Annotated in this window: 13 protein-coding genes; 5 read left to right on the top strand and 8 right to left on the bottom strand. The window is 61.0% G+C overall.

The features are described 5' to 3' along the window. Positions 1-34: 34 nt before the first annotated feature. Positions 35-718 carry a glutathione S-transferase family protein gene (locus ACCC96_RS19025; protein WP_413696611.1) on the bottom strand — a complete coding sequence of 228 codons (684 nt, stop codon included), beginning with the start codon at positions 716-718 and terminating at the stop codon, positions 35-37. Positions 719-1,003: 285 nt separating this feature from the next. On the opposite strand from ACCC96_RS19025, the gene ACCC96_RS19020 reads away from it, so the two are divergent. Continuing rightward, positions 1,004-1,924 (top strand): alpha/beta fold hydrolase, encoded by a 921-nt coding sequence (locus ACCC96_RS19020; RefSeq protein ID WP_413696610.1) that lies wholly within the window; start codon positions 1,004-1,006, stop codon positions 1,922-1,924. Here the strand turns inward: ACCC96_RS19020 and ACCC96_RS19015 are convergent. The 4 genes from ACCC96_RS19015 to ACCC96_RS19000 are packed head-to-tail and all read right to left on the bottom strand — an operon-like array spanning position 1,901 to position 6,517. After that, positions 1,901-2,365, bottom strand: a complete 465-nt coding sequence (locus ACCC96_RS19015) for a response regulator (RefSeq protein WP_018928998.1) — start codon at positions 2,363-2,365, stop codon at positions 1,901-1,903. The two genes, ACCC96_RS19020 and ACCC96_RS19015, sit on opposite strands and share 24 nt — an antisense overlap. Continuing rightward, complete coding sequence (locus tag ACCC96_RS19010; RefSeq protein ID WP_413696609.1) at positions 2,362-4,689, bottom strand: ATP-binding protein; 2,328 nt, start codon at positions 4,687-4,689, stop codon at positions 2,362-2,364. Before ACCC96_RS19010 ends, ACCC96_RS19015 begins: the two co-directional genes overlap by 4 nt. Further along, on the bottom strand, positions 4,686-5,336 hold the full coding sequence (locus ACCC96_RS19005) for a response regulator (RefSeq protein WP_258673926.1): 651 nt from the start codon (positions 5,334-5,336) through the stop codon (positions 4,686-4,688). The genes ACCC96_RS19010 and ACCC96_RS19005 overlap by 4 nt, the downstream gene beginning before the upstream one ends. Beyond that, a complete protein-coding gene (locus ACCC96_RS19000; protein ID WP_413696608.1) occupies positions 5,333-6,517 on the bottom strand; it encodes a sensor histidine kinase in 1,185 nt (394 codons plus the stop codon). The genes ACCC96_RS19005 and ACCC96_RS19000 overlap by 4 nt, the downstream gene beginning before the upstream one ends. A 170-nt stretch (positions 6,518-6,687) precedes the next feature. On the opposite strand from ACCC96_RS19000, the gene ACCC96_RS18995 reads away from it, so the two are divergent. Then, positions 6,688-7,206: an SgcJ/EcaC family oxidoreductase gene (locus ACCC96_RS18995; protein WP_019651625.1), complete on the top strand. Its 519-nt coding sequence runs from the start codon at positions 6,688-6,690 to the stop codon at positions 7,204-7,206. Positions 7,207-7,422: 216 nt separating this feature from the next. On the opposite strand, the gene ACCC96_RS18990 is transcribed toward ACCC96_RS18995, so the two are convergent. The 3 genes from ACCC96_RS18990 to ACCC96_RS18980 all read right to left on the bottom strand — a co-directional run bounded on the left by ACCC96_RS18990 (position 7,423) and on the right by ACCC96_RS18980 (position 9,609). Next, a complete protein-coding gene (locus ACCC96_RS18990; protein ID WP_413696607.1) occupies positions 7,423-8,349 on the bottom strand; it encodes a bifunctional 5,10-methylenetetrahydrofolate dehydrogenase/5,10-methenyltetrahydrofolate cyclohydrolase in 927 nt (308 codons plus the stop codon). Positions 8,350-8,515: 166 nt separating this feature from the next. Then, positions 8,516-9,004: a copper chaperone PCu(A)C gene (locus tag ACCC96_RS18985; protein WP_413696606.1), complete on the bottom strand. Its 489-nt coding sequence runs from the start codon at positions 9,002-9,004 to the stop codon at positions 8,516-8,518. Further along, complete coding sequence (locus ACCC96_RS18980; protein WP_019651622.1) at positions 9,004-9,609, bottom strand: SCO family protein; 606 nt, start codon at positions 9,607-9,609, stop codon at positions 9,004-9,006. Before ACCC96_RS18980 ends, ACCC96_RS18985 begins: the two co-directional genes overlap by 1 nt. Positions 9,610-10,296: 687 nt before the next feature. Between ACCC96_RS18980 and nirB the strand changes: the two genes are divergently transcribed. Genes nirB through ACCC96_RS18965 form a run of 3 tightly spaced genes read left to right on the top strand, consistent with a single transcriptional unit; the run spans position 10,297 to position 13,716 of the window. Next, positions 10,297-12,858: a nitrite reductase large subunit NirB gene (nirB, locus tag ACCC96_RS18975; RefSeq protein ID WP_413696605.1), complete on the top strand. Its 2,562-nt coding sequence runs from the start codon at positions 10,297-10,299 to the stop codon at positions 12,856-12,858. Beyond that, a complete protein-coding gene (gene nirD / locus ACCC96_RS18970; protein WP_019578753.1) occupies positions 12,858-13,244 on the top strand; it encodes a nitrite reductase small subunit NirD in 387 nt (128 codons plus the stop codon). The genes nirB and nirD overlap by 1 nt, the downstream gene beginning before the upstream one ends. Positions 13,245-13,275: 31 nt before the next feature. Beyond that, positions 13,276-13,716, top strand: coding sequence for a CBS domain-containing protein (locus ACCC96_RS18965; RefSeq protein WP_007935595.1), 441 nt, complete (start codon positions 13,276-13,278; stop codon positions 13,714-13,716). The last annotated feature ends 55 nt before the right edge of the window (positions 13,717-13,771 follow it).

The following is a 13,771-nucleotide window of genomic DNA, read 5'->3' as shown; positions in this document are numbered from 1 at the left end:
GCACAGACGCCTCGGCTTGGGCGAGTCCATTCAATTACAGATCATTATCCGGCGCCTCCCGAAACCGTTGTGCAAGGCGATCCGCAAACGGATAGAACGAAAACCAGGGCCTGGCTTCGTCGATCACCCGCAGGAATGACGGTCGCTGTATCAACCGGTCGAAATAGGCGCTCAAGTGCTGGTAGTCGTCGGGGAACGGCACCAGTGTGCAGGCATAGAACAGCGCCGGGGCGGCGGCGCAATCGGCCAGGCTGAAGTCCGGGCTGGCCACCCAGATTCTGGAAGCCATCCGGCGCTCGAGCATGCTGTACGCCGTCGCAAGCGTGGCCCGTTCCCTGGTCAAATCACCGTTGGTCGCGTGTATCCGATCACTGACAATCTGTTGGACCGGCGTTTGTAGATAATTGTCGAAAAACCGGTCCCATAAGCGCACCTCCAACGCGGTCTCCCAATCGTCTGGAACCAGGCGCTGTTCACCTGGATACAGGCGATCCAGGTACTCGATGATGACGCTGGACTCCGGCAGATTACGTTGACGAGCATGATCGCGAAGTACCGGGAATTTTCCGATGGGCCACAATGCCTGAAGCTCTGCGCGGTCGGCGGCGTCCGTGAGATCGATGATTCTTCTGTCGAACTCGATGCCGTTTTCGTAGAGCGCGATGAGCACTTTGTGGCAGTACGACGACAGCGGATGGTAGTAAAGCGTTAGCGACATTTTTCAACTCCTTGTTGGGCAGATGAAAAGGGTGGGGCAATCAACAAGCATAGGCTGATACCGGCGAAGCGTCTGGGCAGCTACTTTCAAGCTTGTGAGCTTGCACACGGGAAAATTCCTGCTTAACTGGAAGCCGCTGGTCGGGTTGTGACTCATTGGTCATGGCGTTCATCTCAGCGCCCTTGTACCGTTGTCGCTGGTTTGTGCTGTCAGGCTTGCCCGGAGGAAGCCGGACAGTCGACCACGCTGTGTGCCTGGTCCAATTTGTTCAAGGAATAGAATGAAATGATGCCGAAAACTGCCATCGTCGAGATTGGTAAGAAGTACAAGGTTTATACCGAGCACTATCTCAACGCCGCTGCTGACAAGACGATCATTCTGGTCAATGGCTCGCTGGCAACGACCGCATCCTTTGCGCAAACGGTGCGTTACCTGCGGCCACGCTTCAATGTGGTCCTCTACGATCAGCCCTACGCCGGTCAATCGAAACAACACAACCTGCATGACCAACCGATCCGCAAGGAAGACGAGGCAGAAATACTGCTGGAGTTGATCGAGCACTTTCGCGCCCAGCATGTGCTGTCCTTTTCCTGGGGCGGTGCGGCGACCTTGGTAGCGCTGGCCCAGCGGCCCCGCCGGATCGAAAAGGCGGTGATCAGTTCATTCGCCGCGCGGATCAACACGCCGATGCGTGAGTATCTGGAGAGCGGCCGGCACTTTCTCCACCTGTGTGATCGTCGCAACGTCGGGCGTTTGATCAACAGCACGATCGGCAAGCACCTGCCGTCGCTGTTCAAGCGATTCAATGAGCGTCATGTCAGCAGCCTGGACGAACACGAATACCGGCAGATGCATTTTCACGTCAATGAGGTGCTGACCCAGGACACCCACTGCTACGTGTCCTGTGCTGATTCCATCGAAGTCCCGCTGCTGTTTATCAACGGTGAATGGGACGAGTACACCTCGGTGGAAGACGCCCGTCTGTTTGCGGCGCATACCCGCAAGGCGCAGTTTCAGACCATCGAGAACACCGGGCATTTCCTCGACATGGAACACCCCACGGCCTGGCATGACACGCAGCGGGCCTTGCTGGGCTTTCTGCAGCCGCCAGCCGTGAGGACGCCGAGCCAGCCACGCAACTTGGCTTTCAGCGGCAAATCGTCAGTGATTCCGCCCCTGCAATCAGCTAACTGGCTGCGGCCTTAACTGACGCAGCAACTCGATTTGATCCGCAGGGACCAGCGTGCGCAGGGCTTTATACAGTGCGCGGGTCTCTAGCAGGTTCCACACTCGCAGCATGGTTTCCAGGGCGTCCAATGGCTTGCTGATGAAGTCTTTGGCGCCCAGGGCCAGCGCGCGCAGCCGGGTATCGCGGGTGGCGTCGGCGGTGAGCACGAGGATCGGCAGGTATTCGCCGGCTGGAATGCGCCGGTTGAGCTGTTCGAGTACGGCAAAGCCGTCGAACTCCGGCATGTGCAGGTCGAGAATGACCAGGTCCGGCTCGAAGCTGTTGAACAGGTCCAGGGTTCGCAGCGGCTGGGTGCTGCTCAGTACATTGGTCAGCCCTTCGCGGACCAGCAACTGCTCCATCAAATCGAGGTTGGGTCGTTGGTCGTCGATGATCAGAATACGCAGGTCGGTGTTCACACGGGCTCCGGTAGGTGCTGGTCAAGATGGGCAAGGAATGAAGGAATGTGAATCGGCTTGGTCAGCACCGCGGTCGCTCCTGCTTCCAGCAAGGCCTGGTGCGTGAGGTCGCTGGCATCGGCGGTGATCATCAGCACGGGCGTGGCGCGGGTGCTGGAGGACAGACGCAAGCGCTGCAGAACGTTGAAACCATCAAGATCCGGCAGCGCCACGTCCAGCAAAATCAGCTGCGGTGCATGTTGCCGGGCCAGGTCCAGGCCCATTTGTCCCTGCATGCTTGAGAGCAACTGGATGTGCGGCCGTCGTTGCAGCAGGGTTTCGATCAGGGCCAGACTCGACAAATTGTCTTCAATGCACAGCACTTTGCCCTGGTAATCGGGGGCGGCGAGGGCGGGCGTTGCCGTTGGCGGGCTGATCAGTGCCGCAGGTGGCTCAGTGGTTGACGGCAATCGCTCGAAGGGTAGCTCCAGGGTGAAACTGGAGCCGTTGCCGGGTTGGCTTTTGACGGTCAGGCTGCCGTTCATCATTTCCAGCAGACTCTTGCTCAACGCCAGGCCGAGGCCCGTGCCTTCCACGTTCGGGTCGGTCTCCAGGCGCTCGAACGGCTTGAACAGTTGGTCCTGCCGATCAGCTGCAATGCCCTTGCCGGTATCGCAGACCGATACCGCAATTCGTTGTTGATGAACCCTGACCTCAATGTGCACCTGACCCTGGGGCCGGTTGTATTTGATCGCGTTGGACAACAGGTTCAGCAGCACTTGAACCAGGCGTTGCCGATCGGCGACGATCCCGCTGTCGGCGGCCAGCATCGGCAGTTCGACCAGTTGAATGCCGGCGTCGCAGGCCATGGGCGACACCAGCGTCAGGGCTTCTTGCAGCACCACCGCCAAAGGCACGGCTTCAACGTTGAGTGGCAGCCGCCCAGCTTCGATCTTGGCGATGTCCAGCACTTCGTTGATCAGGGTCAGCAGGTGTTGCCCGGCCCGCAGGATGTGACCGATCTGCGCCCGCTGCCCTTTGGGCGAGTCCATATCCAGCAGTTGCGCGAAGCCGAGAATCGAGTTGAGCGGAGTACGCAGTTCGTGGCTCATGCGCGACAGAAACTCGCTTTTGGCGCGGCTGGCGCGCTCCGCTTCTTCCCGTGCGGTACTTAGCGCGATCTCTGCGGCACGGCGATCGGTGATGTCGCGGGTGATCTTGGAGAACCCGCGCAGGGCGCCACTGCTGTCGTACTGCGCGGTAATCACCACACTGGCCCAGAAACGGCTGCCATCCTTGCGGCAACGCCAGGCCTCTTCCATGTAGTGACCATTGCGTGTGGCCTCGCGCAGCGCCATGTCGGGATGCTGCGGACATTCTTGCGGGAGATAAAACACCGAGAAATGCTGGCCGACGATCTCCTGTTCGGTGTAGCCCTTGATCCGTTCGGCGCCGGCATTCCAACTGGTGACGAAGCCTCGTGTGTCGAGGGCGAAAATACCGTAGTCCTTCACCCCGTCGATGATCAGCCGCAAGCGTTCTTCGTTGTCGCGCAAGGCCCGTTCACGTTCGGCCAATAACAGCCCGGCCTCGACCAGGCGCGTGCCCAATTGACCTATCTCATCGTTCTCCGGCGGTTGCGGCAATAACGGCTGACCGAGTGCCAGCCGTTGGGCGTTGCCCTGAACTTGCTGCACCCGGGCGACGATGCCTTTGGACAGAAACAGCACCGCGACAATGGCACCGAACAGCCCGCAAACGGCGGCCAGCAAGGTGGAGAACAACAGGCGCTGTCGAGTGGAGGCCGCCGCTGCGGTGCGCTCGGCCAGCAGGGTGTCCTCAAGCGTGCGCATGGCGCTGATGCGTTCGCGTAATTCGTCGAGGACATGTTTGTTGTTGATCAGGATCGTGGTGATCGACTCTGGGGTCGCGTTGCGATCATCGAGCAGTTCAACCAGACCTTCGACCTTGGTGTCGATCAGCGGCGTGATAGCCTCCAGGTGTTTGCGCACCCGCTGATCGCGAACGTTGCGGTCGAGCCGCTGCAGGGCCGATTCGATCAAGGGCTTGGCCTGTCGGTAACCCGGCAGGAAATCCTCGCGATGGGTCAGCAGATAGCCGCGCACGCTGGCGGCGGCCTCGGCGAGCAGGGTGTGCACCGCCTGAATATCGCCTTGCACCAGCAGCACGCGGCGCACGTCTTCTTCTGCGCGCGCGGTCTGCCGTTCGGTGGTGTAGATCAGCACCAGCGAGAGCAACAGAATCACCAGCGGCAGGGAAATCACCACGAGGGCTTTGCCGCGTAACGGCAGATCGGCCCAGCGGCGGGCGTTTGAAGCGTTCATGATTGGGTCACCAGGCCCAGCGCAATGCCACGCACAGCGGCTTGGGTGCGGTCAGCGGCGCCGAGTTTGCCGATGACCCGCTCCACGTGGGCTTTGGCCGTGCCGGTGGTGATGCCGAGTTTTTCGCCGATTTCACGGTTGCTCATGCCGCTGGCCACCAACCCCAGCACCTGGCGTTCCCGTGGGGTCAAGGTGACGGGGGCGGCGCCGCTGGCGTTGCGCTCGGTCAGACGACGCAGCAACTGCGCGCTGACTGAACTGTTGAGGGCTTGCTCGCCGGCGGCGACACGTTGCAAGGCGTCGATCACTTCGTGGCGGCTGGCGTCCTTGAGCAGATAGCCCACGGCGCCGGCGTTCATGGCGGCTTCAAGGTGATCGGGGCTGTCGTCCATGGTGAACATCATCACTTTCAGGCTCGGCAGGCGCTCTTGAAGCAGGCGTGCCGCGCCCAGCCCGTTGAGCACCGGCATGCGGATGTCGAGGATGACGATGTCGGGCAAAAGACGTTCACATAAATCCAGTGCTTCCTGGCCGTTGCACGCTTGGCCGACCACTTCGAATTGCGTCAGGCCGGCGAGCAACGAGACGAAGCCGGTGCGCGTGACTTCATGATCGTCCGCGACCACCAGTCGTATAGCGTCAGTCATTGAGGGGTTCCATTCAGGCCAGAGGGGACGGTGGCGCGCAGTTGCGTTCCGCCGTGCGCGTGGCTGATGCAGGTGAATTCGCCGCCCAGCAGGCTCGCGCGTTCCTGCATCGCGGCAAGCCCCAGGTGCCGGGCGCCGCAGGTGTCGAGGGGTTGTTCCATGGCAAAGCCCTGGCCGTTATCGTCCACTCGCAGCGAGGCGTGTCCGTCGTGCAGTTCCAGCGCCAGCACGACGTGGCTGGCCTGCGCATGTTTGAGAATGTTGTTGATGCCTTCCTGGGCGATCCTGAACAGGGCGATTTCCACCTGGCTGGGTAAACGTGCTTCGCAACGCACATTCCAGTTCACTTTGATCCCCGCTTCGCGCAGGCGATCCGCCTCTTTGTCGACCGCCTTCAGCAAGCCAAAGTCGTCGAGCACCGTCGGGCGCAGGCCACGAATCAATTGCCGGCCTTCACCGACGCAATGCTGGGCCAGTGCAAGAATCGTCTGTAGGTCTGCACCGAGTTCGTCGGGCAATGGCGGGCAGCGACCGGCAAAACCTTGCAGGCGCTGATGCAACCCGGCAAGGGTTTGTGCCAGGCCGTCGTGCAGGTCGTAGGCCATGCGTTTGCGCTCGTCTTCCTGTGCCCGGAACAGTCGGTGGACCAGATCGGACATGGTGCGCTCGCGGGTCACCAATGCGTCGAGCAAGCGCTGGTTTTCCAGGTGCGCGGCGAGCAGGGTGGCGAGCAGTTGCAGGGATTCGAGGTCTTCGGTGTCCGGTGCGCTGATGCTGACGCTGTTGGCCAGCACCAACGCACCGAAGGCGGCACCATCGCCACCGCGTAAAGGCACCCGCAACACATTGGGCAGATCCGCGCTCGGCTGTTCCTGCCATTGCGGTGCGCACATTGCGGTGTCGGCGAGGTGCTCGAGGCTGTGCAAACGATCACGGCTGCCGTGACTGGCGGTGGTCCGGACCTGCGCATCCATGTCCCATTCCAGCAGTAGCGCATGGTCCATCGCCAGGAAGGCGCAGGCCCGTTGCAACACCCGTTGACGCATGGCCTCGGGAGCCAGTTGGGTCAGCTCCTGGCCGGTATCCACCAGCAGCCGCAACCGCGCGGCGCGACTTTGCGACTGCCGATATTGAGTGCGAATGGCCAGGGCGCTACCGGGGTCATGATCAGGGTTTTGCATGGGCAGATTCCGGCACGGGCACGCCCGTTCGGGCAGGGGCGTCATTAAACCTTGTTAACGGGGCAGGGCGCTATCTGCCGAATGGCATAGGCAAATGGCTCCGGTTGGCCGATGGCGGGCCGCGTTCAGGGCGGCACAGTGTGTCCATCGACCATCATTGGAATAGCGCAATGAAACTCAAGACCTCAACCATCGCCCTGTTGTTCGCCCTGACCGCCCCGTTGGCTCAGGCGTTGGAAGCGGTGCCTTACGTTTACAGCAGCGTGGCGCAGCAACCGACCAACGTGAAGGATCGTGAAATTGCCGCCCTGTTTGACCATTGGAACAGCGCATTGAAGAGTGGCAATGTTCAGAGCGTGGTCGACCTGTATGCGCCGAACGCGGTGCTGCAACCGACGGTTTCCAATCAGGTGCGCACCACGCCGGCACAGATCAAGGACTACTTCGATCACTTCATGGCGCTCAAGCCGGTAGGCCAGATCAACTTCCGTGAGATCCGCCCATTGGGCGCCAACGTGGCCATGGACAGCGGCGTCTACACCTTTACGTTGACCGAAGCCGATGGCAAGACCCGTCAGGTGCAGGCGCGCTACACCTTTGTTTATGAACAGGTGGGTGGTCAGTGGAAGATTCTCAACCACCACTCTTCGGCGATGCCGCAAACGCAGGTGTTGCACGCGGGGAAATAACGGACCTGATCGACACGGTCCAAATGCTCACAATCCATGTAGGAGCGGGCTTCTGTGGCGAGGGGGCTTGCCCCCGTTGGGTCGCGAAGCGGCCCCAAAAGCTTTGCGTCTGCTTCGCAGCCGAACGGGGGCAAGCCCCCTCGCCACAGAGGCCCGCTCCCACAGGTTTCGCATTACCGACACGGCCCACTTTCAAGTGGGCCGTGTGCGTCGTGCTCAGTTCAACGCCAGGTCGTCTTCGGGCTGCTGCCCGCGAGCCTGTGCCGCGCGTTGCAACCGGCTGGCGATCAAGGTGTTCTTCAGCAGATAAGCAATGGTCATCGGCCCGACGCCACCGGGTACCGGCGTGATCGCGCGGGCGACGGTGCGGGCGCTGGCGTAGTCGACATCGCCCACCAGACGGTTGCCGAACTCGCTGGTGATGCGGTTGATGCCAACATCGATCACCACCGCTCCGGGCTTGAGCCAACTGGCGTCGATCAACGCTGGCCGGCCCACCGCCGCGACCACGATATCCGCCAACCGGCACAACGCCGGGGCATCGACGCTGCGCGAATGCACCACGCTGACCGAGCAGTTAGCCTGCAACAGCAAGGTCGCCATCGGTTTGCCGACAATGTTCGACCGGCCGATGACCACCGCGTGCAAGCCGCTCAAGTCATCACCGCAGGTTTCGTGCAGCAGGCGCATGCAGCCGCTGGGCGTGCACGGGGTCAGGACCTCGATGCCTTGCACCAGCCCGCCGACGTTTTCCCGATGAAAGCCATCCACGTCCTTGATCGGATCGATGGCATGAATCACTGCTTGCTCATCGATAGAGGCGGGCAAGGGCAGTTGCACCAGGATGCCGTTCACCGTGGGATCGGCATTGAGTTGTGCAATCAGTTCCAGCACCTGGGCCTGGCTGGCGGTTTCCGGCAAGCGGTATTCAAGGGAGCGGATACCGACTTCCTTGGCGCGCAGCAGTTTATTGTGCACATACACATGGCTGGCCGGGTCGTCGCCGACCAACACGACCGCCAGGGCGGGGTAGATCTGCTGGCCAGCGAGGGCCTGAACTTCTTCCCGGACCTCGTCGAGGACCTTGGCAGAAATGGCTTTGCCGTCGATATCACGGGCAAATGTGGGGGTGCTGCTGATCAAGAGAGTCACCGTTGTCTTGATTGAATGGGGGTGAAGTGATCATCGCGGCGTCTTCGCGCGCCGATGACCCATCAGAGACATGCAGGCAAGGGTGTTCAGGCTATCAGGAGAGGGCAGGCATACGCCACCGGAACACCAGCGATCAGACAGGCCAGGATTGAGCCTCTCAATGCATCTTGCTGTGATCGTGCATGCCGAGCGCCTGAGTCTCGGCGTCAACGGTGATCGTCTCTTTTTCGCCCTTGGCGTTTTCCACGGTCAGGGTCAGGGGCACTTTGTCGCCTTCCTTAACCTGGGCCGTCAAATCCATCAACATGATGTGATAGCCATGGGGATCGAAGCTTACCGGTTTGCCGGCCGGCAGCGCGACGGACTCGACCTGGCTCATGCTCATCACATCGTCTTTCATGCTGGATTGGTGAATTTGCACAGTATTCGCTACCGGCGACTGCACGCTGAGCAGTTTGCTATCGCTGTCGGCCTGCACGGTCATGAAGGCGCCGGTCGAATGCTGACCGGCCACCGTCGCGCGAACCCAGGCGTCGTTCACCAGGGTTTGAGCGGACACCTGCCAGGCCATGCCAATCAGGGAAAGACCCAGGACCAGTTGTTTGATACCCAGCTGTTTAATACGTGGTGCGCAAATCGAAGTCATCAGCAGACCTCCATGACGGTGAGCAGGTCTTCTGCACACTCTTTAGCGGTAAGGGACGCGGACAGCCCCAGGCGCAAATTGCCTCGGGAATCGAAAACGAAGCTGGTCGCGGTGTGGGAGAGGGTATAGGTCGAACCGCTCGGGATCTTTTCATAGAACACGCCGAACTCCTTGGCGGTGGCGGCGGTTTCTTCCAGCGTACCGTACAGCGCCTCGAAACTCGGATCGAAGGCCTTGACGTAGGCGTCGAGCATTTGCGGCGTATCGCGCTCGGGGTCCAGGGTGATGAAGATCACTTGCAGGCGTTCGCCATCGCGGCCCATCAGTTTTTTCGCCTGTGCTGCACGGGCCAGCGTCGTCGGGCAGACCGCCGGACATTGGGTGAAGCCGAAGAAGATCATCGGCATCAGGCCCCGATAGCTGCCCAGCATCCGGTACTCGCCCTGGGCGTCCTTGAGTTTGAAGGTACGCCCCATGATCTTGTCACTGAGGTCCTTGCCGTACTTGAACGACAGCTTGCTGCTGTCATCGCAGCCAGCGAGCAGGCCGAGGCTCAGCAGGCTCATGCCGCGCAGGACCGTGCGACGGGTATACAACGTACTCATGAACAAAAGCATCCTGTGTAGCGACGGGGGAATCTACAGTGGCTGATCAATCAGACGAAAAAAAGCGCACGGATGTTAACAAACTGTTGCCCTGCGGCGCTTAATCGATGGCCTGCCGGCATGCGCCAAAAGGTCGCGGCCTCGAATGGCGCCGAGAAACCTGTGGCGAGGGAGCTTGCTCCCGCTGGGCCGGGCTGGCGCTCCAGCGCGAAGCGGCCCCAGATAGAACGTTTGACCGCTCGCATGCACTTTTAAAGAGCCATGCCTGACAACGTGCACCAGTGCGAAGCGGATCCCCGAGCTATTCCTTTCTTCAGCTCCAACGTCCGCCCACCCACTCGCGGGGGCCTGCAACGTTGACTCACGCCTGATGAAACCCGCCTGGTTCGCGGTCTTCATCACATTCCCCCATCGTTCAGCAGTCGGTTTTCCAGAGCTGAGCAAGTTATGCGCTGCGGACTGGCACAAAGGCTGCATTCTCCCCCTTCAGCCTCATCTGAAAAAGAGGGGCAGCCCACTCGATCAACGAAGATCGACCGACCGGGCAGGTCGTGGGCAACATCGGTGGATCAGGCGAAGGCGCCAGGTCGAACACCGCGAGAACAGGCAAAGACGCCTGAAACCGAGAGGTTTCAGGCGTTTTTTTTTGCTTTTTTATCCGTGATTGGCTTTGGCTGGGTGCTTACTATGAATTCCAATGTTGCCGCATTGAACAAACTGCAAACGCTGATCGTGATCGGCAATGGCATGGTCGGACATCATTGTGTCGAGCAGCTCATCGAGCGCGGCGCCCTCGAACACTACCGGCTGCATGTCTTCAGTGAAGAACCGATGCGTGCCTATGACCGTGTGCATCTGTCCGAGTATTTCGGCGGTCGCGATGCCGAATCGCTGGCCCTGGGCGAAGCCTCCCTATACCAGACACCGGGCGTCACCCTGCATCTGGGTGTGCCGGTGCTGGAAATCGACCGTGCTCGGCGCCAGGTGATTACCGCGCAAGGTTGCGTCGCTTACGACAAATTGGTTCTGGCCACCGGGTCTTATCCCTTCGTGCCGCCTATCGAAGGCGCAGAAGGCGACTCGCGCCTGGTGTATCGCACCCTTGAAGACCTCGACGCGATTCGTGCTGCTGCGGCCAATGCCCGGCGTGGCGTGGTGGTCGGCGGTGGCCTGCTCGGCCTGGAAGCAGCCAATGCCCTGAAAAGCCTGGGCCTGGAAGCCCATGTGGTGGAATTCGCCCCGCGCCTGATGCCGGTGCAACTGGACGAGCAGGGCGGCCTGGCGCTGAAGGCGCAAATCGAGCGGCTCGGTGTGGGTGTGCACTTGTCCCGTGGCACGCAGTCGATCAGCGCCGGTGAGCAGTACCGTTATCGGATGAATTTTGCCAACGACGAATTTCTTGAAGCCGACCTGATCGTGTTCTCCGCCGGCATCCGCGCGCAAGATGCATTGGCCCGCCAATGCGCGCTGGACATTGGTCCTCGCGGCGGCGTGGTGATTGACGATCAGTGCCTGACCAGCGACCCGAACATCTACGCCATCGGCGAGTGCGCCGCCTGGAATGGCAGCCTCTTCGGCCTGGTTGCTCCCGGTTACCAGATGGCCCGTGGCGTCGCGTCGCTGCTGTGCAATCAAGCCGCCGAGCCGTTCCAGGGCGCCGACATGTCGACCAAGCTCAAACTGCTCGGCGTCGATGTCGGCTCCATCGGCGATGCCCATGCGCAGACACCGGGTGCACGCAGTTATCAGTTCATCGATGAAGCGACGGCCAGCTACCGCCGACTGGTGGTGGATGCCGACAGCAAGCGTGTGCTCGGTGCAGTGTTGGTCGGCGACAACAGCTATTACGACACCTTGCTGCAATACATGCAGAACGGCATTGCCTTGCCGTCGGAGCCGGCCAGCCTGATTCTGCCGTCGTCCGCCGGTGCGCCAACCTTGGGCCCGGGCGCGTTGCCCGAGTCGGCAACGGTGTGCTCGTGCCATAACGTCACCAAGGGCTCGATCTGCTCGGCCATCGATGGCGGCTGCACCGACCTGGGCCTGCTCAAGTCGCAGACCAAGGCGGGCACCGGTTGCGGCGGTTGCGCGGGGCTGCTCAAGCAAGTGTTCGAGCATGAACTGATTGCCCGTGGCGTCAGCGTCGACAAGAGCCTGTGCGAACACTTCGCCTACACCCGCCAGGAGCTTTATGCGCTGGTGCGGGTAGAAGGGGTGATCACTTTCGAAGAACTGCTGGCCAAGCACGGCCGTGGTCACACCGGTTGCGACGTGTGCAAACCGGCAGTGGGCTCGATCCTCGCCTCGTGCTGGAACCAGCCGATCATGGACGCCTCGCTGGTGCCGTTGCAGGACACCAACGATACCTTCATGGCCAACATGCAGAAAAACGGCACCTATTCGGTAGTGCCGCGCATTGCTGGCGGTGAGATCACTGCCGACAAACTGATCGCGATCGGCGTAGTGGCGAAGAAATACGACCTCTACACCAAGATCACCGGCGGCCAGCGGATCGACCTGTTCGGCGCGCAGTTGCATCAGTTGCCGGACATCTGGTCCGAGCTGATCGAGGCCGGTTTCGAAACCGGGCACGCCTACGGCAAATCGACCCGTACCGTGAAGTCTTGCGTGGGCAGCACCTGGTGCCGTTACGGCGTGCAGGACAGCGTGAAAATGGCCCTGACCCTCGAAGATCGCTACAAAGGCCTGCGCTCGCCGCACAAGCTCAAGTTCGCCGTTTCTGGCTGCACCCGTGAATGTGCCGAGGCGCAGAGCAAGGATGTCGGCGTGATCGCCACCGAGAACGGCTGGAACCTCTATGTAGCCGGCAACGGCGGCATGCGCCCGCGCCACGCCGAGCTGTTCGCCACCGACCTGGACGATGCAACCCTGATCCGTTACATCGACCGCTTCCTGATGTTCTACATCCGCACCGCCGATAAATTGCAGCGCACCTCGGTCTGGCGCGAAAGCCTGGAGGGCGGCCTGGATTACCTCAAGGACGTGATCATCAACGACAGCCTGGGGCTTGGCGCAGAACTTGAATCGCAGATGCAACTGGTGGTCAACCGCTACGAATGCGAATGGGCCAATGCCCTCAAAGACCCGGAAAAACTCAAGCGCTTCCGCACCTTCGTCAACGATCAACGCCCCGACCCGGACATTCATTTTGTCCAGGAGCGCGGTCAGCGCCGGCCGATCATGGCCGCCGAACTCAACCTTATCCCTGTCACCGAGGAGAATGCCTGATGAGCCAGTCCACTACCCAGCGTGTCGATGCCCTTGCAACCGCGGCCAATGCCCAGGCCTGGCAGGCGGTGTGCAGCCAGCAGGATCTGGTCAGCAATTCCGGCGTTGTCGTTTGGCTCGACGGCGCCCAGGTGGCGCTGTTCTACCTGCCGCAGGCCGAAGGTCGCACCCTCTATGCCATCGACAACCATGATCCGCAATCCGGCGCGAACGTGATTGGCCGCGGACTGATCGGCAGTCTCAAGGGTGATCTGGTGGTGGCGTCGCCGATCTACAAGCAGCACTTTCGTCTTGAAGACGGCAGCTGCCTGGAGTACCCCGAACAGCGCCTGCGGGTGTGGCCGGTGCGTCTGAACGCCGGCGTCGTGGAAGTTGCGGCGGCTTGACCGTCGCCCTGAACCGTATCGGAGAACGTTGATGAAAACAGCCGCACAGTTGCTGAAACTGAAGGTCGTGCAAAACCAGCAGGTGCACAGCATCGCACCGGATCAGATGGTCCTCGACGCCCTGAAAATGATGGCCGAGAAGAACGTCGGCGCGCTGCCCGTGATCGAAGAAGGGCAGGTGGTCGGCGTCATCAGCGAGCGCGACTATGCGCGCAAGGTGGTTTTACAGGGGCGTTCTTCGGTCGGCACGCCGGTGCGCGAGATCATGAGCGCGCCGGTGGTGACCGCCGACAGTTTGCAGAGTATCGAGCGCTGCATGGAGGTCATGACCGACAGTCATTTGCGTCATCTGCCGGTGCTGGAGGGCGGGGAACTGATCGGGCTGCTGTCGATCGGCGATCTGGTCAAGGAAGCCATCGTCGAGCAGGCCGATTTGATACGGCAACTCGAGCACTACATTCGCGGGCATTGAGCCCGCGCATACCGTAGGTCGCAAAAATCGGCTTGCGTGGAAATAAGTCTAAGTA

The sequence above is a fragment of the Pseudomonas sp. Pseusp11 genome (genome assembly GCF_047304405.1).
Classification (GTDB): domain Bacteria; phylum Pseudomonadota; class Gammaproteobacteria; order Pseudomonadales; family Pseudomonadaceae; genus Aquipseudomonas.
This window is presented reverse-complemented; position numbering and strand designations above follow the sequence as displayed.

Excerpts from the sequence above, each read along its gene's own strand:
- nirB (WP_413696605.1), top strand. The coding sequence starts at position 10,297 with ATGAATTCCAATGTTGCCGCATTGAACAAACTGCAAACGCTGATCGTG.
- ACCC96_RS19010 (WP_413696609.1), bottom strand. The coding sequence starts at position 4,689 with ATGAACGCTTCAAACGCCCGCCGCTGGGCCGATCTGCCGTTACGCGGC.
- ACCC96_RS18985 (WP_413696606.1), bottom strand. The coding sequence starts at position 9,004 with ATGACTTCGATTTGCGCACCACGTATTAAACAGCTGGGTATCAAACAA.
- ACCC96_RS18965 (WP_007935595.1), top strand. The coding sequence starts at position 13,276 with ATGAAAACAGCCGCACAGTTGCTGAAACTGAAGGTCGTGCAAAACCAG.
- ACCC96_RS19025 (WP_413696611.1), bottom strand. The coding sequence starts at position 718 with ATGTCGCTAACGCTTTACTACCATCCGCTGTCGTCGTACTGCCACAAA.
- ACCC96_RS18980 (WP_019651622.1), bottom strand. The coding sequence starts at position 9,609 with ATGAGTACGTTGTATACCCGTCGCACGGTCCTGCGCGGCATGAGCCTG.
- ACCC96_RS19000 (WP_413696608.1), bottom strand. The coding sequence starts at position 6,517 with ATGCAAAACCCTGATCATGACCCCGGTAGCGCCCTGGCCATTCGCACT.
- ACCC96_RS18995 (WP_019651625.1), top strand. The coding sequence starts at position 6,688 with ATGAAACTCAAGACCTCAACCATCGCCCTGTTGTTCGCCCTGACCGCC.
- ACCC96_RS19005 (WP_258673926.1), bottom strand. The coding sequence starts at position 5,336 with ATGACTGACGCTATACGACTGGTGGTCGCGGACGATCATGAAGTCACG.
- ACCC96_RS19020 (WP_413696610.1), top strand. The coding sequence starts at position 1,004 with ATGATGCCGAAAACTGCCATCGTCGAGATTGGTAAGAAGTACAAGGTT.
- nirD (WP_019578753.1), top strand. The coding sequence starts at position 12,858 with ATGAGCCAGTCCACTACCCAGCGTGTCGATGCCCTTGCAACCGCGGCC.